Raw genomic sequence first — 20,542 nt, 5'->3', positions numbered from 1 at the left:
TGCCTCAGCCGCCGAGGCGGGCCAGCTCCTCCTCGACGACGGACGGGTCGAGCTTGCGGAACACCGGCTTCGGCGCGGCCAGCGGCGTGCCCGCGACCACGTCGGCCGGCTCCCACTTCGCACCGGCCGTGTAGTCGCCGGTCAGGATCGGGTACGACGGACCGCCGTCCAGGTCATCGACCTCCTCGATCCGCGGCTGCGGCGCGTGCACACCGGTGCCGCCGAGCAGCTCGTGGATCTTCTGCGCGGAATGCGGCAGGAACGGCGTGAGCAGCCGGTTGCAGTCGCTCACCGCCTGCAGCGCCACGTGCAGGATCGTGCCCTGCCGCGGCTTCTCCTCCGCCGCCTTCAGCTTCCACGGCGCCTGGTCGGAGAGGTACTTGTTGACCTCCGCCACGATCCGCATCGCCTCGCCGATCGCCGCCTTCTGCCGGTGCTTGCCGATCAGCTCGCCGACCGACTGGAAACCCGCCCGGACCGTCGCCAGCAGCGCCTGGTCCTCCGGCGTCGGATCGGCCAGCGCCGGGATCTCGCCGAAGTTCTTCGCCGCCATCGAGATCGACCGGTTGACCAGGTTGCCCCAGCCCGCGACCAGCTCGTCGTTGTTGCGGCGGAGGAACTCGGCCCAGGTGAAGTCGGTGTCGTTGCTCTCCGGCCCGGCCGCCGCGATGAAGTAGCGCAGCGCGTCCGCGTCGTACCGCTCCAGGAAGTCCCGCACGTAGATGACCACGGCCCGGGACGAGGAGAACTTCTTCCCCTCCATGGTGAGGTACTCGCTGGAGACCACCTCGGTCGGCAGGTTCAGCCGGCCGCGCGGGCCAGGCTCACCGCCGCGGTCACCCTCGCCGGAGTAGCCGAGCAGCAGCGCCGGCCAGATCACCGAGTGGAAGACGATGTTGTCCTTGCCCATGAAGTAGTACGCGGCCGCGTCCTTGCCCTCGCCGTCCGCGGACCACCAGCGGCGCCACGCCTCCGGGTCGCCGGTGCGTCGCGCCCACTCCACCGACGCGGAGAGATAGCCGATCACCGCGTCGAACCAGACGTAGATCCGCTTGTCGGTGCGGTCCTTCCAGTCCGCGAGCGGGATCGGCACGCCCCACTCCAGGTCGCGGGTGATCGCGCGCGGCTGCAGGTCGTCGACCAGGTTCTTGGAGAAGCGCAACACGTTCGGCCGCCAGCCCTCGCGGGTGTCCAGCCAGGAATTGAGCGCGGACACGAAGCCGGGCAGGTCGAGGAAGAAGTGCTCGGTCTCGACGAACTTCGGCGTCTCACCGTTGATCTTCGACTTCGGGTCGATCAGGTCGGACGGGTCGAGCTGGTTGCCGCAGTTGTCGCACTGGTCGCCGCGCGCGCTGTCGTACCCGCAGATCGGGCAGGTGCCCTCGATGTAGCGGTCCGGCAGCGTGCGCCCGGTGGACGGGGAGATCGCACCGAGCGTGGTCTTCGCGACGATGTACCCGTTCGCGTACAGCCCTTCGAAGAGCTCCTGCACCACCGCGTAGTGGTTGCGCGTGGTGGTCCGGGTGAACAGGTCGTAGGAGAGGCCGAGGCCGTGCAGGTCCTCCACGATCACCCGGTTGTACCGGTCGGCGAGCTCACGCGGCGTGACACCCTCCTTGTCCGCCTGGACCTGGATCGGCGTGCCGTGCTCGTCCGTGCCGGACACCATGAGCACGTCGTGACCGGCCATCCGCATGTACCGGCTGAAGACGTCGGAGGGCACTCCGAAGCCGGAAACGTGACCGATGTGGCGCGGGCCGTTGGCATATGGCCAGGCAACCGCCGCGAGAACGTGACTCATGACAGTCAACTGTAGTGACCCACCCGGGAACGCCGCGAACCTATTGACCCGCCACTCCGGCGCGCAACACACCACACGATATGCACTCATTTGGCCACTATCCGTAGTCAAATGTGATGGTGACGGGTAGCCAGAACCACGATCAACCCCCGAACCCTTCGCCGGTACGCGATGCGGCCACCCCCGTCACGCCGAAGGCACCGGCCGCGGAGGTCCGGCACACCGTCCCGCTCCCGCTGCACCGCCCGGCCACCGGCAACACGAGCACGCGCCCGACCGAGGACCTGACCATGGTCCGGCGCCCCCGGCACGGCCGCCCGGACGACGAGACCACTCCCCCGCCGGCCGGCCCGGCCGAGCCCGCCGCATCCATCGAGGCCGGCGCATCAGCCGCCACCGCGGAGCCCACCGCCACCGGCGAGCCCGCCGAGCCCGCCGGAACCGGCGAGCCCGCCGGAACCGCCGGAACCGCCGGGTCCGGCGAGCCGGAAGCCGCCGGTACCGGTCCGCTGTCCAGCGCGGACGCGGCGCTCGGTAGCGAGAGCCAGGCCGGTTTCGAGGTCGTGGCCGGGTCGGGCGGTGCGGACGCCGCGCCGCCCGCACCGGCGCAGCCGTCCGCCGGCCGCCCGGTCTTCCCCGCGCCCACGGCACACCGCGGCGAGCCGGTACGCATCGCACCCCCGGAACCGGTGCACGCCGAACCCGCGGGTCCCGAGCACGCCGAAGCCCGAACCGCGGCCGTCGGCACCGCGCCGTCCGGGCCGGTGGTCCCACCCGCGCCGGAGCGCGCCGCGGTCGCCGCGCCGCGCGAGCGCGCCACCTGGCTGTCCCCGTCCGCCGGCCGGTCCGGCGCCGACGCCGCATGGCCGTCGCCCGGGATGCGCATGGGCCGGCCGTCCACCGTGGAGGCCGCACCGCGGCGCACCGGGGCCCGGCTGCCGCGCAACCCGGCCACCGGCCTGCCGCTGCTGGTGCTGCTGGCGCTGCTCACCGCGTTCTTCGCCTGGGTCAGCGCCGAACCGCTCTGGCTGGCCGTCGGCCACGGCACGCCCGGCACCGCGACCGTCAGCCACTGCTCCGGGCCGACGCTGGCGCAGCGCTGCACGGGCACGTTCGTCAGCGCGCACTTCACCGCGGAGGACGTCGCCCTGCTCGGCGTGCCCGGCGGCAGCCGCGCCGCGGGCACCCGGCTGCCCGCGCGGATGGTGGACGAGGGGGCCGGCCGGGCCCACGCCAGCTTCCACGGTCTCGGCCTGCACCTGCGCTGGTCGCTCGGCCTGGCGCTGGTCCTCCTCTGCGGGCTCGGCATCGTCCGGGCGACCGGCGCGACCCGGCTGGAGACGCGCCGGTCCCGTACCCGCGCGGTCATGATCAGCCTCGGCGCGCCGCTGGCGCTGCTCCTCGGCTTCCTGATCGCCGCCTGGTGAGGCCCGGCCGCTCCGCTCAGCCGCCGGTGACCAGGTTGTAGACCTCGCGGCGGCGCAGGCCGTGCAGCGCGGCCACGGCGGTCACCGCGTCCCGGCGGGACACGCCGGTCGCTTCCTCCTCCGCCACCTCGGCCCGGAGCCGCTCGTCGGACGGGCGGTCCCCGGCGGTCGGCACCGCACCGGCCACCACCACCGTGATCTCGCCGCGCGGCCCGGACTCCGCGGCCCAGCCGGCCAGCGTGCCGAGCGCGCCGCGGCGTACCTCCTCATAGGTCTTGGTCAGCTCGCGGCAGACCGCGGCCGCCCGGTCCGCGCCGAAGACCGCCGCCAGGTCCGCGAGCGTGCCGGAGATCCGGTGCGGCGCCTCGAAGAACACCAGCGTGCGCGGCTCGGCCGCGAGTTCGCGCAGCCGGGACCGGCGTGCCGACCCCGAGCGCGGCAGGAAGCCCTCGAAGCAGAACCGGTCGCTCGGCAGACCGGAGAGCGCCAGCGCGGTGGTCACCGCGCTCGGCCCGGGCGCGGCCGTCACCGGGATCTCCGCGTCCAGCGCGGCCCGGACCAGCCGGTAGCCGGGGTCGGACACGCTGGGCATGCCGCCGTCCGTCACGATCGCCACCACGGCGCCGTCGCGCAGCGCCTCGACCAGCTCCGGGGTACGCCGCTCCTCGTTCCCCTCGAAGTAGGACACCACCCGGCCGGCCACGGTCACGTCCAGGTCCCGGGCGAGCCGGGCCAGCCGCCGGGTGTCCTCCGCCGCCACCACGTCGGCCGACGCCAGCACCTCGCGGAGCCGCGCGGACGCGTCCCCGACGTTGCCCAGCGGCGCACCCAGCAGGATCAGCCGTCCGCCGTCAGCCACAAGCTCACCTCGAAATCCCGTCGACCATCGATCGGAAGTGGGGGCGGGTTGCCCCCTCCACCGCCCATGCAGCCTACGATCGACCGGTGACCTCGGCGGCAACAGCGCAGACAGAAGGCCTCGCGGACCCGGCGATCGACCCCGACGCTCCCGCGAAGGCCACCTCACCTGCCCAAACGGGTGACGGCGGCGTCCCCGCGATCGTGCGGCGGCGCCTGGTCCCGTGGGATCGGCGGTTCGACGGCTACTCGTGGGCGGCCACCGGCTTCGTGGTGGCGATCGCCGCGCTGGTCCGGCTGGTCGGGCTCGCGACGCCGAAGGGCCTGATCTTCGACGAGGTCTACTACGCGACCGACGCCTACGACATGCTGTCCCGCGGCATCGAGTGGAACGAGGAGACCAACGGCCCGGCGTACGTGGTGCATCCGCCGCTCGGCAAGTGGCTGATCGCGCTCGGCCAGGCGGTCTTCGGTAACAACGAGTTCGGCTGGCGGATCTCCGCCGCGGTGGCCGGCATCCTGTCCGTGCTGATCCTGACCCGGCTGGCGATCCGCCTGTTCGGCTCCGTGATCCTGGGCTGCACCGCCGGTCTGCTGCTCGCGCTGGACGGGTTCCACGTGGTGATGTCGCGGACCGCGCTGCTCGACATCTTCCTGCAGTTCTTCATCCTGGCCGCGTTCGCCGCGCTGGTGCTGGACCGGGACCACCGCCGGCGGTACTGGCTGCGCGCGATCGAGCGGGGCACGGTGCAGCCGGCCGGCCGGGTGGTGTTCGCGTTCCCGGGCGGCGTGCCGTGGTGGCGGCTGGTCGCGGCGCTGATGCTCGGCTGCGCGCTCGGCGTGAAGTGGAGCGCGCTCTCCGTCCTGCCGGTGTTCTTCCTGCTGGTGTGGCTCTGGGAGGGCGGCGCACAGCGTACCGCCGGGATCCGCTGGGGTTATCTGAAGTCGATCCCGTACGCGCTGGGCTGGAGCCTGATCGCCGCCGTGATCATCTTCGCGGTCTACCTGACCACCTGGACCGGCTGGCTGGTCACCGACGACGGCTACTTCCGGCACTGGCTGGCGGACAGCGGCCGCGCCGAACCGCCGGTGATCGGCGCGCTGGTCAACCTGTGGCACTACCACGACGAGGCGTACGGCTTCCACAACCAGCTGGTGACGAAGCACCCGTACCAGTCGTGGCCGTGGCAGTGGCTGCTGCTGGGCCGGCCGGTCGCGTTCTTCTGGAGCAGCGACCTGCCGTGCGACGCGTCGCAGTGCGCGGCCGAGGTGCTGCTGCTCGGCACGCCGGTGCTGTGGTGGTCGTTCGTCCCGGCCGTGCTCGCGCTGATCTGGTTCGGCATCGCGCGGCGGGACTGGCGGGCGCTGTTCATCCTGCTGGGCGTGCTGGGCAGCTTCCTGCCGTGGTTCTACTACGCGGTGGCCGAGGGCCGGACGATGTTCTCGTTCTACATCCTGCCGGCGGTGCCGTTCTTCGTACTGGCCGTGGTCTACGTGCTCGGCGCGATCATGACGCCCACGTTCACCGCCCAGCGCCTGGACCCGGAGGCGGTGCTGGAGCGCCGCAAGATCGGCGCCGTGGTGCTCGGCGTCTACGTGATCCTGGTGGCGGTCTGCTTCTGGTACTTCTACCCGGTCTTCGTGGGTGAGTCGATCCCGTACTCCGACTGGTCGGCCCGTATGTGGCTGGGCAGCCGCTGGATCTGACCCGCGGCGCGACCGCTGATCCGCCGCGACCGCCGGTCTTCAGCGCGACCGCGTTCGATCTGGGGCCCGTCCGATCCGGACGGGCCCCAGATCTTTGTGCCGGCTGTGCCGCACGCCCTGCGCTCCCGTCCCGGCCGATGGCGCGGACCGGGGCCCCGCCGTGAGACGCAGAGCGCCCCCCGTTACCGGCCGCCGACGCTGATCAGCGTGCTTTCCGGGCACCGGGGTGTCAACCGTGGTGAATAGGAAACGACAGAACGCCGCACAACGGTTGATCGCCGCGGCGAACGACCCCCGATCGGCCGACAATGCGAACCGTAAGGATTTTCAGGGAGGCGACCGTTCCGGGACACAAAAAAGGGCGCGCTCCGATCGCCTGCCACGGGGGAAGCGGGCGATAGGAGCGCGCACCACAGATGTTAACCATCCGGGATCACCGGCACAACGGGTGGAGGGTGAACAGATCGCGCGCTCCAAATCCGTCATTTGCCACTAATGTATTTTTGCGGACATTTCGGACAGCAACTCCCGGTCCGGGACACTGTGGATCTTCCGCCCGCCCGGCAAACCGGATGTCTGCTGACTTTTCCCTCAGTCGCGTTGCGGACAGCGAAGGGTCGCACGGCCCGCCGTAACCTTTTCCGAGCCGCCGCAACATGCCACGTCAATCGCTTAAGAAATCGCCACAGGCAAATTCATCGAGGGCGTCACTAATGCCATCATCGGTTTTTCGTACCGTTCCTTCAAGCGATCGGCCATCATCCGGGCGAGTGAGTGGAGAGGCTTTCTCATCTGTGCTTTTCCTAATCTCGGGGAGTGACTCAGCACGATCCCCCCACTGACCGGTCGAGCACGCCGAGCGGCCTCGACGACACCCGCACCGCCTCCGCGGACCTGGGGCCCGACCACACGCTCCACCACGAGGAGAGTGATCTTCCGCTGGCCGGAATGGCCCACGCGGAAACCGCGCACATCGAACTCGGATACACGAAGGCCTATTCTCTGGATCTGCCGGCGGATTCCATCGACGACGACACGCTCGCCACCACGGTGCTGCCGGTCAACGCGCCGTCGGCCGGTCCGGTCTTCGTGGACACGACCGGCCGTCGCCGGCGGCGGCTGCGCAGCCTCGCGGTCGTGGTCGGCGCGCTCTCGCTGGTCTACACCGGCATGGTCGGCGTCAGCCTGGCCGGCGGCCCGGTCAGCCCGCGCGCGCTGCTGCCGTTCCCCGAGGTACTGGAGAACGTGGTCCCCGGCATCGTCAAGCCGGAGCCGTCACCGTCCGCGCCGGAGCCGATCCGGTCCGCCGAACCGCAGCGCGAGCCGGTGAACCCGTACCCGGCGTACCCGTTCCCGGCCCCGGACGCACTGCCGCAACAGCAGCCGCCGGCCCCGGCCCGGTCCGGCGGCGCCGGGCTGGGCGTGGCACCGACGCCGGCCCGGACCACGTCACCACGGCCGCTGGAGTCGGCGAAGGTGACGCCGACGCCGAGCCGGGTGCCGGAGGCGACCGGCACGCCGACACCGAGCGGCTCGCCGGTCACGCCCACCCCGTCCGCACCGAACGAGGGCGGTGGCGTCGGCGGTGGCGTAGGCGTCGGCGCCGGCGGTGGGGGCCCGCGCGAGGAGGCCGGCGGCACCAGCAACGGCAACACCGGCGGTACGGCCGGCGGCAACTCCACAAACGGCAACACCGGCGGCGGTACGGCCGGTGGCGGCACGGCCACCGGCAACGGCGGTAACGCCGGAAACGGCACCGGTACCGGGTCGGGTAGCGCAAACACCGGCAGCGGGGGGACCGGCGGCGGCACCGCGACCGGCGGGAACAACGGCGGCGCCGACGGAACGGGCGGGACCGGCACCGGCACCGGCGGAAACGGCAGCGGCGGCCCCGGTGCCGGCGTCGTATCGCCCGTCGAGGAGCCACCGGCGACCGGCGGAACAGGCGGCGGCAGCGCACTCCCCGCGCCGGACCCGCAGCCCGAGCCGCCCTATGTCGCCCCGCAGCCGCCGAGCGCACCCGCGCCCGCGCCGGAGAGCTTCCCGGCCGTCCCGGTCGCACCCGTCGACGAGGCCCGGCCGGCCGTGCCGCTCCAGGCCGTCGTCGCGGAGAGCGAGGACGACAACGACGGCGACAGCGACGGCAGCCAGGCCGACGAGACCGACGACGAGAGCCCGGAGATCGACACGTGATAGTGACGCCGCCCCGCTCGGACGCCGCCCCACCGCCCCGGCGGCACGCCCGCGCCACGACCGCTCGCCGTATCGTCCCGCGCCCGCGCCTGCTGGTCGCCACCACGCTGCTGGTGCTGCTGGTCAGCGTGCTCATGGTCCGCGCGTACGCCGGCGCGGCGCTCTCCCCGGACGGGCTGCACGAGAGCTCCGGCGAACAGGGCGCCGTCCCGGCGGAGATCGTCGAGGGCGGACCGATCATCAACACCGCGCGGGGTGGCACCCAGTCGTACCGGCTGCCGGAGAAGACCATCGCGCTGACGTTCGACGACGGCCCGGACCCGTGGTGGACGCCGAAGGTGCTGCGCACGCTTGCCGAGCACGACGTGGACGCCACGTTCTTCGTGGTCGGCAGCGGCGCGGCGCGGCACCCGGACCTGGTTCGCCAGGTCGCGCGGGAGGGGCACGAGCTGGGCGTGCACACGTTCACCCACCCGGACCTGACGCAGATGGCGGGCTGGCAGCGGCGCGTCGAGTACTCGCAGACGCAGATGGCGATCGCCAGCGCGACCGGCGTGAAGACGTCGCTGATCCGCTTCCCGTACTCGTCCCACGCGTACGCGATCGACGACGAGAACTGGCCGCTCTACCGGGAGGCGGGCGACCTCGGCTACCTGCCGGTGCTCAACGACACGGACAGCAAGGACTGGGCGCGGCCGGGCGTCGACCAGATCATCACGAACTCCACGCCGGAGGGGACGCAGGGCGCGATCATCCTGTTCCACGACGCCGGTGGTGACCGCGCGCAGACCGTCGCCGCGCTGGACCGCTTCGTCCCGATGATGAAGGAGCGCGGCTACCGGTTCGTGACCGTCTCGCAGGGCCTGACCCAGGCGATGGAGTCCGCGGCACCGGCCGGCAACGCGACCGCGCGGACCGAGCAGGCGGCCTCGGACGGCGAGATCTGGCGCGGCGCCGCGCTGGTGTGGGCGATCCGGATCGCGGACACCACGGTCGGCGCACTCGGCGTGTTGTTCGTGATCGCCGGTGCGCTGACGCTGATCCGTACCCTGCTGATGCTGCTCCTGGCCGGGCGGCACGCCCGGAAGCGGCGGGCGAAGGGCTTCCGCTGGGGGCCGGAGGTGACGGCGCCGGTCTCGGTGATCGTCCCGGCCTACAACGAGAAGGAGGGCATCGAGGCGGCCGTCCGGTCACTGGCCGGTGGCGACTACCCGCACATCGAGGTGGTGGTGGTCGACGACGGCTCCAGCGACGAGACCGCGGCGCTCGCCGAAGGGCTGGGCCTGCCGAACGTGCGGGTGGTCCGGATCCCGAACGGCGGCAAGCCGAACGCGCTGAACACCGGCGTCGCGTTCGCCAGCCACGATCTGATCGTGATGGTGGACGGCGACACGATCTTCGAACCGGACTCGATCCGGCGGCTGGTGCAACCGTTCGCGGACCCGACCGTGGGCGCGGTGGCCGGCAACGTGAAGGTCGGCAACCGGAACAGCCTGGTGGCGCGCTGGCAGCACATCGAGTACGTGATCGGCTTCAACCTGGACCGCCGGCTCTACGAGACGCTGCGCTGCATGCCGACCGTGCCGGGCGCGATCGGCGCGTTCCGCCGGCAGGCGTTGCAGCAGGCCGGTGGGATGAGCGACGAGACGCTGGCCGAGGACACCGACGTGACCATGGCGTTCCTGCGCAACGGCTGGCACGTGGTCTACGAGGAGAACGCGCGCGCCTGGACCGAGGCGCCGTCCCGGCTCGGTCAGTTGTGGAAGCAGCGTTACCGCTGGTCGTACGGCACCATGCAGGCCATGTGGAAGCACCGCAAGGCGCTGGTCGAGTCCGGGCCGTCCGGCCGGTTCGGCCGGGTCGGGCTGCCCGTCCTGGCGCTGTTCGGCGTCACGCTGCCACTGCTGGCGCCGGTGATCGACCTGCTGACGCTGTACGGCCTGCTGTTCCTGGGCCGCACCGAGACCCTGATCGCCTGGTTCGCGATGCTGGTCATGCAGATCGTCACCGCGATGGTCGCGTTCCGGCTGGACCGGGAGTCGATGCGTCCGCTGTGGACGCTGCCGTTGCAGCAGTTCGCGTACCGGCAGCTGATGTATCTGGTGTTGATCCAGTCCGCGGTGACCGCGCTGACCGGCGCCCGGCTGCGCTGGCACAAGCTGCAGCGCACCGGCGACGCGCTGGTCGGCACCGCGCCCCGGGACCGGACCCCGGTCGGCTGAGTCACGGAGGGGGTCCGGTGCTACCGGGCCCCCTCCAGCGCCCCCGCCGCGGCCGGGACCGGCGGGAAGACCACCCGCAGCGAGGTGCCCTGGCCGGGCCGGTCGGAGAGCGCGAGCGTGGCGTGATGCACGTCGAGGATCCGCTTCGCCACCGCCAGCCCGCGGTCCGGCCCGTCGTCCAGCTGCGCCACCGCGCTGTAGTACAGGTGGGTGAACAGGCTGGGCCGCTCGGTGTCCGGCTGGTCCAGGTCGTCCAGGCGGACGGCCGGGCCGCCCTCGGCCTCGGTGGTCACCCGTACCCGGCCGCCGGGAGACGTGTACTTCACGGTCGCGAAGAGCAGGTGCATGACGACCTGCTCCAGCCGTACCGGGTCCGCGTAGATCGGCAGCGGCGGTCCCTGCCCGTGCAGGATCCAGATCTCCTTGGTCGCCGCGATCGGCCGGACCGCCTGCACCGCGCGCTCGGTGATCCGAGTCAGGTCGACCTCGCGCAGGTGCAGCGCCTCGTAGCCCTCGTTCTCCGGGTCGGCCATCGCCAGCAGGTGCGCGACCAGCTGCCGCATCGGGTCCAGGTGCTGCCGGGTGGTCCGGACCAGCGCCTCGGCCAGCACCGGGTCCGGCTCCCGGTCGGTGCTGACCGTCTCCAGGTACGCCCCGAACTCGTGCAGCGGCGCGCGCAGGTCACCGGCGAGCAGGTTCGCGAAGTCGTCCCGGCGGCGCTCGATGTCCTGCAACCGGGCCACGGTCCGGTTCAGTGCCTTCGCGTACCGCCGGAGTTCGAGCTGCGCCGTGACCTGACGGGACAGCGCGCGCAGCGCCTGCAGTTGGTCCAGGGTGAGCCGGCGCGGCTCGGAGTCGACCACGCACAGCGTGCCGAGCGCGAAGCCGTCGCTGGTGACCAGCGGCGCACCGGCGTAGAACCGCACACCCGGGTCACCGACCACCATCGGGTTGTCCGCGAAGCGCCGGTCCTGGTGCACGTCCGGCACCACCATCAGGTCCTTGCCGAGGATGGCGTGGGCGCAGAACGAGACCTCGCGCGAGGTCTGGTCGGCCTCCAGCCCGACCTTGGCCTTGAACCACTGCCGGTCCGCGTCGACCAGGCTGACCAGCGACATCGGTACGCCGCAGACGTGCGACGCGAGCTTGACGATGTCGTCGAACTCCTGCTCCGGGTCGGTGTCCAGCACCTCCAGGTCGTGGAGCGTGGCGAGCCGTCCGGCCTCGTTCTCCGGCTTTGCCGCTTCCATCCGGCCACCTCCGCTGCTGTTCCGGGTCGCTGCCAGAGATATCAGCCGCAAGGTGCAGAACAGGCCGAACCGGAACTCAGGCGTCCGAACCGGTGTAGCTGAACCAGTCGAAGTGCACGGTTCCGCGCAGCGCGGACAGCCCGATCACCCGGCCGGTGAAGCCGCCCGCGACCTCGGTCGACAGGTACCGGCCGTCCAGCTCGGCCAGCGAGACGAACTCGTCGTCCGCGACCAGCCCGAGCCGGACCAGGTCCGGCGAGTCGGTGGGCGAGTCCGGGTCCGGGCCAGCCGCGTCGATCGCCACGGTCAGCAGCACCGGGCCCGGCGGCCGGCGGTGGATGCCGAGCACCTGGCGCAGCGGGCCGATCCGGGCCTCCGCGACGACCTGGTCGCCGTCGACGTGCACGCCGTACCAGTGCCGCTCGTCCAGCCGCACCATCAGGCCGCCGGCCGCGCCCGGCTCCGCGTCCGCCCGGGTCTGCACGCGGCAGCTCAGGTGGGTCTGGCGGCGGCCGGCGAATCCGCCCTCCGGCACGGTCAGCCAGCCCTCCCGGACGTCGAGCCGGGCCGTCGCGACGCGCGGCTGGATCCACCGGGGGTGCAGCCGCGGCCCGGTGAAGTCGTCGCGCTCCTCGTCGCCGGACTCCGGCCAGGGCGCGGCGGGCAGCGTCGGCCCCTCGGTCACCGGCGCCACGTCGCCGATCACCGGCCAGCCGTCCGCCCAGGTCACCGGCGCCAGGAACGTCTCCCGGCCGAGCACGTGATACCCGGGGCCACCGCCGCGCGGACGTACGCCGAGGAAGAGCAGCCACCAGGTGCCGTCGTGCGCCCGGATCAGGTCGCCGTGGCCGGTGTTCTGGATCGGCCGGCCGGTGCTGCGGTGGGTGAGGATCGGGTTGGCCGGGCACGGCTCGAACGGGCCGTCCGGGCGCGGGCCGCGGGCGATCGAGACGCCGTGCCCGCGCTCGGTGCCGCCCTCCGCGATCAGCAGGTACCACCACTCGCCGATCCGGTAGAGGTGCGGCGCCTCCGGGAACTGCACGCCGGGCGTGCCGGACCAGATCCGCCGCGGCGTCTCCAGCGTCTCGCCGGTCTTCGGGTCGATCCGGGCCTGTTTGATCCCGGCGAACGTGCACCAGCAGTTGCCCTCGGCGTCCCAGGCGAGGTCCGGGTCGATGCCGGTGATGCCGGGCACCCGGACCGGGTCGGACCACGGGCCGGCCGGGTCGGTGGCGGTCACGATCACCGTGCCGCCGCCGGAGAGGTTCGTGGTGATCAGCCAGAACAGCCCGTCGTGGTGACGCAGCGTGGGCGCGTAGACGCCGCCGGACGCCGGCACCCGCGGGCCGAATCCGAGCTGCTCCTCGCCGAGCGCGTTGCCGATCTGCCGCCAGTGCACCAGGTCGCGGCTGTGCAGGATCGGCACGCCGGGCACGTACTCGAAGCTGGACGTCGCGAGATAGTAGTCCTGGCCGACGCGGCACACGCTCGGGTCGGGGAAGAAGCCGGAGACGACGGGGTTCCGAAAAGCGCCGATGGCGAACTCCCAACAAACCTCAAAGATCGATCAAAGGGTACGGTCGTGACCGTACCCTTTGATCTCGGCTTAATCCATGGTCTTGATCTTGACTGGGCGTCAGGACACCGCGCAGGCCGCCCCGTTGAGGGTGAACGCGGTGGGCGCCGGGTTGGTACCGCCGTGCGTGCCGTTGAAGCCGAACGACGTGCTGCCGCCGGCCGCGATCGCGCCGTTCCAGGCCGCGTTCGTGGCCGTGACCGCGGCGCCGGACTGGGTGACCGACGAGCTCCACGACTGCGTCACGGTCTGACCGGCCGTGTAGTTCCAGCGCAGCGTCCAGCCGTTGATCACGCCGGCGCCGGTGTTCCGCACGGTCACGTTCGCGGTGAAGCCGGTGTTCCACTGGTTCACGCCGTAGGTGACCGCGCAGGCGCCACCCGGGCCGGGCGTGGTCGGGTTCGGCGTCGGCGAGCCAGTGGTGCCGGTCGGCGTCGGCGTGGCGACCGTGCCGCCGAAGCCCGCGGCCGCGCCGTCGTAGGCCGGCTTCTTCGCGTAGTTGTCGTCCCAGATCAGCGCGGCGCCGTAGCCGGGGAAGACGTCCGGCACCCAGGAGTACCGGTCCGTGATCCCCCAGACCGTCACGCCGGTGCACCGCGTGACGTTCGCGCAGGCCGTGAAGACCTTCTGGTAGTCGCTCTTCTGCGTGGCCAGCTCGGACGCGTCGGCCGGCGTCGGCAGGCGCACGTCCAGCTCGGTGATCCGCACGTCCACGCCCAGGTTCGCGAAGCGCTGCAGGTTCGCCTGAAGGTCGGACGGGACCTGGCCGAGGATCAGGTGCGCCTGGAAGCCGACGCAGTCGATCGGCACGCCGCGGGCCTTGAAGTCCTGCACCAGGTTGTAGATCGCGGTGCTCTTCGCGTTGATCGCGTCCGTGGAGTAGTCGTTGATGCACAGCTTCGCGGCCGGGTCCGCGGCGCGCGCGGCCCTGAACGCCTCCTCGATGTACGAGTTGCCGATCCGCTGCTGGAAGATCGACTGGCGCCGGGAGCCGTTGTCCTCGAACGCCTCGTTCACCACGTCCCAGGCGACCACCTGGCCGGCGTAGTGACCGGCCACGTTCGCGATGTGGTTCCGCATCGCGGCGAGCAGGTCGGTGCCGCTGCTGATCCCGTCCACCCAGCCCGGGTACTGCTGATGCCAGACCAGCGCGTGCCCGTAGAGCTGCTTGCCGCTCGACGCCGCGTAGTCCGCGACCGCGTCACCGGCGGCGTAGGTGAACTGGTTGCGGGACGGCTCGGTCTCCGACCACTTCATCGCGTTCTCGGCCACCACCAGGTTGAACTCGGTGTCGGCGATGTCCTTGTACGCGGACTCGTTCAGATAGCTCGACGTGAGCGCGAAGCCGACCGTCTTGCCCTTCGCCGCGGCCAGGCTCTGCAGCGTGGTGGCGGCGGCGGCGAGCTGCGGGACGGCGATCGCGGCACCGGAGGCGAGCAGTACGGCCGCGGCCGCGAGCAGCGGGCGGCGGCGACGTCTCGGCGGGCGCTTCGAGTCGTCGGTCATCGGGAGTCGGTCCTCTCTGGTGGGGAACGCTCCCGGGGCACGGCGGTGGAGACGCCGTTTCAGTTCGAGTCACATCGATGGGAGCGATCCCAAGTATTGGCCGACCCACTCTCCAGCGTCAATCTCTTACCGGAAATGTCCCGGAAACCGATCAGAGTGGCGCGGTGCTGTCCCGGACCACCAGGTGGGTGGCGAGCTCGACGCGCGGCGTCTCGATATCCTCGCCCTGGGCCAGCCGCAGCACCGTACGCGCAGCCAGCAGCCCCATCTCGGCCAGCGGCTGACGCACCGTGGTGAGCGGCGGCGAGGCCCACCGCGCCTCCGGAAGATCGTCGAAACCCACCACGCTGATGTCGTCCGGCACGCGCAACCCGCGCCGGCGGACCGCCTCGTACACCCCGAACGCCATCTGGTCGCTGGCCGCGAAGATCGCGGTCGGCGGGTCGTCCAGCTCCAGCATCGCGGCGCCGCCGGCGAAGCCGGACTCGTGGTAGAAGTCGCCCTGGAACAGCAGCTCGTCCGCGACCTCGATGCCGGCCGCCTCCAGCCCGGCGCGGTAGCCGTCCAGCCGGGCCCGCGAGCAGAGCAGCCGCTTCGGCCCGGCGATGAAGCCGATCCGCCGATGGCCGAGCGACAGCAGGTGCTCGGTCGCGCTCAAGCCGCCCGCCCAGTTCGTCGCGCCGATCGTCGGGATGTCCATCGCGGGCACGCCGGCCGGGTCGACCACCACCATCGGGATGTTCAGCCGGCGCAGCTCGGCCAGCAGCGGCGGCGACAGGTCGGAGACCACGAAGATGACGCCGTCGGTGGCGCGGGCCCGCAGGTTCTGCAACCACTGCCGGGCGGACGTGGAGCGCTGGTGGATCGCGGAGACCACGGTGCCGACGCCGGCCGCGTGCGCCACGTCCTCCACACCGCGAATGATCTCGACGGCCCACGGGCTGTCCAGATCGTTGAAGACCAGGTCGATCAGGCTGGCGGAGACCCGGCTGCGGGCGGCGCGGCGCCGGTAACCGTGCTGGCGCAGCAGTTCCTCGACGCGCTCCCGGGTCTGCGGCGACACGTCGGACCGCCCGTTCAGCACGCGCGAGACGGTCGGCACCGAGACGCCCGCCTCCGCCGCGATCGCGGTGATGGTGACCCTGCGCCCCTCGCCGACGGTCACGGACGCCTCCCTCTTCGCATACGACTGTCCCGCCTATCTTGCCCCAGTCGCACCACAATCGGGGATCCCGCAATTTACGAATCAGTACCGGAACGACGAACCGGCCGGTCTCGAACAGGACCGGCCGGTTTCCGGGAACTCAGGTCTTACGGGCGCCGATGACGCGCTGTAGCACGATGAAGAGCAGCAGCAGCGCGCCCACCGCGATCCGGGTCCACCACGAGAGCAGGCCCTCGAACTGGATGATCGTCTGGATCACGCCGAACACCAGCACACCCAGCACCGTGCCGAGCACGAAGCCGGCGCCGCCGGTCAGCAGCGTGCCGCCGATCACCACGGCCGCGATCGCGTCCAGTTCCATGCCGATGCCGGTGTTGCTGTAGCCGGCACCGGTGTAGAACGTGTACAGCACGCCTGCGCCGGTCGCGCAGAGCCCGCTGACCGCGTAGACGCCGACCTTGGTCAGCGCCACCGGCAGGCCCATCAGCAGCGCGGACTGCTCGTTGCCGCCGATCGCGTAGACGTTGCGGCCGAACCGCGTGTAGTGCAGCACCACGAACGCGATCGCGACCACGATCAGCGACGTCACCACGCTCGGGTCGATCCGGTAGTCGCCCAGCGGGACCATCGTGTTCGCCGTCTCGGTGAAGAACGGGTGGCTGATCCGGATCGAGTCCGTGCTGATCACGTAGCAGAGACCGCGAGCCAGGAACATGCCGGCCAGCGTGGCGATGAACGGCGGCACCTCGAAGAAATGGATGATCGCGCCCATCGCGCCGCCGGACACCGCGCCGACCACCAGCACCAGCGGGATCACCGTGCCCGGCGACCAGCCCTCCTCGGTGATCAGCCAGGCGCACAGCATGGTGGAGAGCGCGAGCATCGACCCGACCGACAGGTCGATGCCGCCGCTGAGGATCACGAATGTCATGCCGACCGCGAGGACCAGCAGGAACGCGTTGTCCTTGAACACGTTCAGCAGGACCTGGAGGTCCGCGAAGTTGTCGTAGGTGAGCGAGCCGCCGATCCACATCAGCAGCAGCACGCCCGCGGTGGCCAGGATCGGCACGTACCGCTGGCGGCCGGTGAACACCTTGGCCAGCCGCACACCCGTCGGGGACGTAGTCGTGCTCATGCCGGCACCTTCGCGTTCGTCGTCGGCTCGGACGGGCTGCCGGACGGGGGTGGCGTGCGCCGCGGCCCCCACCGGCCGAAGACCTTGCTGCGGAACGCCGAGGACTGCAGCAGGCAGACGATGGTCACCACGACCGCCTTGAAGATCAAGGTCGTCTCCGGCGGTACGCCCAGCGTGTAGACCGTGGTGGACAACGTCTGGATCACCAGCGCGCCGATCACCGTACCGCCGATCGAGAAGCGGCCGCCGGTCAGCGCGGTGCCGCCGATCACCACCGCCAGGATCGCGTCCAGCTCGATCAACAGGCCCGCGTTGTTGCCGTCCGCGGACGAGACGTTCGAGCTGATCATCAGGCCGGCCAGGCCGGCGCAGAGCCCGCTGACCGCGTAGACCAGCAGCACCAGGCTGCGGGCGCGGATACCGACCAGCCGGCTCGCCTCCGCGTTGCCGCCGACCGACTCCAGCAACAGGCCGAGCGCGGAGCGGCGCATGACCAGCGCGGTGATCGCGACCATGGCGAGCGCGATCAGCACCGCGGCCGGCAGCGTGAACAGCCAGCCCGCACCGATCCACTTGTACGGCGCACTGTTGATCGTGATGATCTGCCCATCCATGATCAGCTGCGCGATGCCGCGGCCGGCCACCATCAGGATCAGCGTCGCGATGATCGGCTGGATGCCGATCCAGGAGACCATCACGCCGTTGAACGCGCCGAACAGCAGCGCCACGCCGAGCGCCATGGCGACCGCGAGCAGCACGGCGCTCACCGCGCTCTGGTCGGCCTGCCGGCTGATGTGCAGGCAGGCCACCGCGCCCGCGATGGACACCACGGACCCGACCGAGAGATCGATACCGCCGGTCGCGATCACCAGCGTCATGCCGAGCGCCACCAGCATCAGCGGCGCGCCGAACCGGAGGATGTCGACCAGGTTGCCGTAGAGGTGCCCGTCCTGCACCCGGACCACGAAGAAGTCCGGATTCTCGATCAGGTTGCTGAGCAACAGCACCACCAGCACCAGCACCGGCCAGAACAACCGGTGCTTCGTCAGCGCGGTCATGCCGGGTCCCCCTCCCCGCTCGCGATCGTCTGCATGATCCGGTCGGCGGTCAGCGAATCGTCGTTGGCCAGCTCCGCCACCAGGCGCCGGTCCCGCAGCACGCCGACCTTGTGGCTGAGCCGCAGCACCTCCTCCAGCTCCGCGGAGATGAACAGCACCGACATGCCGTCCGCGGCCAGCGAGACCACCAGCCGCTGGATCTCCGCCTTCGCGCCGACGTCGATGCCGCGCGTGGGCTCGTCCAGGATCAGCAGCTTGGGCTGGGTGATCAGCCACCGGGCGAGCAGCACCTTCTGCTGGTTGCCGCCGCTGAGGTTGCGCACCAGCGCGTCCGGGTTGGCCGGCCGGATGCTCAACGCCTCGATGTACTTGTTCACCAGCTCGTCCCGGCGGCGCGGCGGCACCGGGCGCATCCAGCCGCGCGCCGCCTGCATCGCCAGGATGATGTTCTCCCGCACCGACAGATCGCCGACCAGGCCCTCGGTCTTGCGGTTCTCCGGCAGGAACGCGATGTTCCGCCCGATCGCGGTGCGCGGGGTCTTCACCGTCTGCGGTGTGCCGTCGATGACGATCGTCCCGGTCTCCGCCCGGTCCGCTCCGAAGATCAACCGCGCCACCTCGGTACGCCCGGAGCCGAGCAGTCCGGCCAGGCCGACCACCTCACCGCGGTGGATCGACAGGTCGAACGGCTGCACCAGCCCGGTCTTGCCCAGCCCGGTCGCCTGCAGGAACGGTTCCTGCCGCTCGAGCGCGGCCAGCTCGCGCCGCGGCTGCTCCTCCAGCTGCTCCAGCACGGAGAGCTCGGTGCCGATCATCTTGGAGACCAGCTCGATCCGGCTCAGCTCCGCGGTCCGCCACTCGCCGACCAGGCGGCCGTTGCGCAGGATCGTCATCCGGTCGGAGATCTCGTAGATCTGCTCCAGGAAGTGCGATACGAACAGCAGCGCGACGCCGTCCTCCTTGAGCCGCCGCATCACCCGGAACAGCTGCTGCACCTCGCCGGTGTCCAGACTGGACGTGGGCTCGTCCAGGATCACCACCTTGGCGGAGATGTCCACCGCCCGGACGATCGCGATCAGCTGCTGGATCGCCAGCGAGTAACTGGCCAGCGGCGCGGTCACGTCGATGTCCAGGTCGACGCGGGCGAGCAGCTCGCGGGACCGCCGGCGCATCGCCGGGTAGTTGTTGATCAGGCCGAGGAACCGCGGCTCGCGCCCGATGAAGATGTTCTCCGCCACCGAGAGGTTGGGGCAGAGGTTCACCTCCTGGTAGACCGTGCTGACACCGGCCTGCTGCGCCTTGAGCGGGCTGCTGAAGTGCACCCGCTCGCCGGCCAGCACGGCCTCGCCGGCCTCGGCCTGGTAGACGCCGGTGAGCACCTTGATCAGGGTGGACTTGCCGGCGCCGTTCTCGCCCATCAGGGCGTGCACCTCGCCGGGAAAGAGCCGGAAGTCGACGCCGGCCAGCGCGGTGACGCCGGGGAACTGCTTGGTGATGCCCTTCATCTGCAGAATCGGCTGTGGGTCCGGCATGGCGCCGTGCTCCTCTCCTTGCTGCCTTTCCGTCGTGCAGCGGCGCCGCCGGCCCGGTGGACGGGCCGGCGGCGTCGCGGTCAGTACTGCCGGCTGGGCAGCGCGGCGGCGGCCTGGTCCTGGGTGAAGACGCCCTCCTCGGTGAGGATCCGCTTCTCCACGGTCTCGCCGGCCACGACCTTCTTGACCAGGTCCATCAGCTGCGGGCCGAGCAGCGGGTTGCACTCGACGACCACGTTGATCTTTCCGTCGACCATCGCCTGGAACGCGTCCTTGACGCCGTCGATCGAGATGATCTTGATATCGGTGCCGGGCTTCTTGCCGGCCTCCTCGATCGCCTGGATCGCACCCAGCGCCATGTCGTCGTTGTGCGCGTAGAGCACGTCGATGTCCGGGTTGGACTGGAGGAACGCGGTCATCACCTCCTTGCCCTTGGCCCTGGTGAACTCGCCGGTCTGGGAGGCGATGACCTTGAAGTTCGGATTCGCCGCGATCGCGTCGGCGAAGCCCTTCTTCCGGTCGATCGCCGGGGCCGCGCCCGGGGAGCCCTGCAGCTCCACGATGTTGACCGTCTCGTTCTTGCCCTCGTACTCCTTGAGCAGCCAGTCGCCGGCGCGCTTGCCCTCCAGGATGAAGTCCGAGCCGATGAACGTGACGTAGAGCGAGGTGTCCTGCGAGTCGACCGCGCGGTCGGTCAGGATCACCGGGATGCCGGCCGCCTTCGCCTCCTTCAGCACCGGGTCCCAGCCGGTGTTGACCACCGGCGAGAACGCGATGACGTCCACCTTCTGCTGGATGAACCCCCGGATCGACTTGATCTGGTTCTCCTGCTTCTGCTGCGCGTCGGTGAACTGGAGCTCGATCCCCTCCGCCTTGGCGGAGTCCTGGATGGACTTCGTGTTCGCCGTGCGCCAGCCGGACTCCGCGCCGACCTGCGCGAACCCGAGGACGATCTTGTCGTCGCCGCCGGCCGCACCGGCGTCGTCGTCCCGCGTACCGTCGCCGCAGGCCACCAGGCCACTGGTGACCAGACCGGCCGCCGCGACGACCGCGAAAAGCTTCCTCCTGCTTGCGTGCATAGCTGTGACTCCTCTGCCGAAGAACGCCGTGTA

14 protein-coding genes are annotated in these 20,542 nt (G+C 71.1%); 4 read left to right on the top strand and 10 right to left on the bottom strand.

All coding sequences use genetic code 11. From position 1 onward, the window contains the following. Positions 1–4: 4 nt before the first annotated feature. A complete protein-coding gene (metG, locus tag J2S42_RS25290) occupies positions 5–1,801 on the bottom strand; it encodes a methionine--tRNA ligase (RefSeq protein WP_307242931.1) in 1,797 nt (598 codons plus the stop codon). A gap of 116 nt (positions 1,802–1,917) precedes the next feature. On the opposite strand from metG, the gene J2S42_RS25285 reads away from it, so the two are divergent. Next, positions 1,918–3,228, top strand: a complete 1,311-nt coding sequence (locus tag J2S42_RS25285; RefSeq protein ID WP_307242929.1) for a hypothetical protein — start codon at positions 1,918–1,920, stop codon at positions 3,226–3,228. A 16-nt stretch (positions 3,229–3,244) separates the two neighbouring features. Here the strand turns inward: J2S42_RS25285 and rsmI are convergent, their stop codons facing one another. Next, complete coding sequence (gene rsmI / locus J2S42_RS25280) at positions 3,245–4,087, bottom strand: 16S rRNA (cytidine(1402)-2'-O)-methyltransferase (RefSeq protein WP_307242928.1); 843 nt, start codon at positions 4,085–4,087, stop codon at positions 3,245–3,247. Positions 4,088–4,173: 86 nt separating this feature from the next. Here rsmI and J2S42_RS25275 point away from each other — a divergent pair, with 86 nt between their 5' ends. The 3 genes from J2S42_RS25275 (at position 4,174) to J2S42_RS25265 (ending at position 10,208) form a co-directional block, all read left to right on the top strand. Further along, positions 4,174–5,793 carry a dolichyl-phosphate-mannose--protein mannosyltransferase gene (locus J2S42_RS25275; RefSeq protein ID WP_370879246.1) on the top strand — a complete coding sequence of 540 codons (1,620 nt, stop codon included), beginning with the start codon at positions 4,174–4,176 and terminating at the stop codon, positions 5,791–5,793. An 816-nt stretch (positions 5,794–6,609) separates the two neighbouring features. Next, a complete protein-coding gene (locus tag J2S42_RS25270) occupies positions 6,610–7,986 on the top strand; it encodes a hypothetical protein (protein WP_307242926.1) in 1,377 nt (458 codons plus the stop codon). A gap of 2 nt (positions 7,987–7,988) precedes the next feature. After that, positions 7,989–10,208, top strand: coding sequence for a bifunctional polysaccharide deacetylase/glycosyltransferase family 2 protein (locus J2S42_RS25265; protein ID WP_307242924.1), 2,220 nt, complete (start codon positions 7,989–7,991; stop codon positions 10,206–10,208). A gap of 20 nt (positions 10,209–10,228) precedes the next feature. Here the strand turns inward: J2S42_RS25265 and J2S42_RS25260 are convergent, their stop codons facing one another. The 8 genes from J2S42_RS25260 to J2S42_RS25225 form a co-directional block, all read right to left on the bottom strand. Then, positions 10,229–11,458: a GAF domain-containing sensor histidine kinase gene (locus tag J2S42_RS25260; RefSeq protein ID WP_307242922.1), complete on the bottom strand. Its 1,230-nt coding sequence runs from the start codon at positions 11,456–11,458 to the stop codon at positions 10,229–10,231. Between the two features lie 76 nt (positions 11,459–11,534). Beyond that, positions 11,535–12,995: a glycoside hydrolase family 43 protein gene (locus J2S42_RS25255; protein WP_307249007.1), complete on the bottom strand. Its 1,461-nt coding sequence runs from the start codon at positions 12,993–12,995 to the stop codon at positions 11,535–11,537. A 99-nt stretch (positions 12,996–13,094) separates the two neighbouring features. Further along, the gene (locus tag J2S42_RS25250) at positions 13,095–14,540 is read right to left on the bottom strand and encodes a glycoside hydrolase family 10 protein (protein WP_307242920.1); all 1,446 of its coding nucleotides are present in this window, start codon (positions 14,538–14,540) and stop codon (positions 13,095–13,097) included. 151 nt (positions 14,541–14,691) lie between these two features. Next, on the bottom strand, positions 14,692–15,705 hold the full coding sequence (locus J2S42_RS25245; RefSeq protein WP_307242918.1) for a LacI family DNA-binding transcriptional regulator: 1,014 nt from the start codon (positions 15,703–15,705) through the stop codon (positions 14,692–14,694). Between the two features lie 139 nt (positions 15,706–15,844). Further along, positions 15,845–16,840, bottom strand: a complete 996-nt coding sequence (gene yjfF, locus J2S42_RS25240) for a galactofuranose ABC transporter, permease protein YjfF (RefSeq protein ID WP_307242916.1) — start codon at positions 16,838–16,840, stop codon at positions 15,845–15,847. After that, complete coding sequence (locus tag J2S42_RS25235) at positions 16,837–17,898, bottom strand: ABC transporter permease (protein WP_307242914.1); 1,062 nt, start codon at positions 17,896–17,898, stop codon at positions 16,837–16,839. The genes yjfF and J2S42_RS25235 overlap by 4 nt, the downstream gene beginning before the upstream one ends. After that, complete coding sequence (locus J2S42_RS25230) at positions 17,895–19,430, bottom strand: sugar ABC transporter ATP-binding protein (protein WP_307242913.1); 1,536 nt, start codon at positions 19,428–19,430, stop codon at positions 17,895–17,897. The genes J2S42_RS25235 and J2S42_RS25230 overlap by 4 nt, the downstream gene beginning before the upstream one ends. Before the next feature lie 80 nt (positions 19,431–19,510). Continuing rightward, positions 19,511–20,509, bottom strand: coding sequence for an ABC transporter substrate-binding protein (locus J2S42_RS25225; protein WP_307242911.1), 999 nt, complete (start codon positions 20,507–20,509; stop codon positions 19,511–19,513). Between the last annotated feature and the right edge of the window lie 33 nt (positions 20,510–20,542).

It is taken from the genome of Catenuloplanes indicus, assembly GCF_030813715.1.
GTDB classification, from domain to species: Bacteria; Actinomycetota; Actinomycetes; order Mycobacteriales; family Micromonosporaceae; genus Catenuloplanes; species Catenuloplanes indicus.
The sequence above is the reverse complement of the archived record's forward strand: the minus strand, read 5'-3'. Positions and strand labels throughout refer to the sequence as shown.

Excerpts from the sequence above, each read along its gene's own strand:
- metG (WP_307242931.1), bottom strand. The coding sequence starts at position 1,801 with ATGAGTCACGTTCTCGCGGCGGTTGCCTGGCCATATGCCAACGGCCCG.
- J2S42_RS25285 (WP_307242929.1), top strand. The coding sequence starts at position 1,918 with ATGGTGACGGGTAGCCAGAACCACGATCAACCCCCGAACCCTTCGCCG.
- J2S42_RS25260 (WP_307242922.1), bottom strand. The coding sequence starts at position 11,458 with ATGGAAGCGGCAAAGCCGGAGAACGAGGCCGGACGGCTCGCCACGCTC.
- J2S42_RS25250 (WP_307242920.1), bottom strand. The coding sequence starts at position 14,540 with ATGACCGACGACTCGAAGCGCCCGCCGAGACGTCGCCGCCGCCCGCTG.
- yjfF (WP_307242916.1), bottom strand. The coding sequence starts at position 16,840 with ATGAGCACGACTACGTCCCCGACGGGTGTGCGGCTGGCCAAGGTGTTC.
- J2S42_RS25235 (WP_307242914.1), bottom strand. The coding sequence starts at position 17,898 with ATGACCGCGCTGACGAAGCACCGGTTGTTCTGGCCGGTGCTGGTGCTG.
- J2S42_RS25230 (WP_307242913.1), bottom strand. The coding sequence starts at position 19,430 with ATGCCGGACCCACAGCCGATTCTGCAGATGAAGGGCATCACCAAGCAG.
- J2S42_RS25225 (WP_307242911.1), bottom strand. The coding sequence starts at position 20,509 with ATGCACGCAAGCAGGAGGAAGCTTTTCGCGGTCGTCGCGGCGGCCGGT.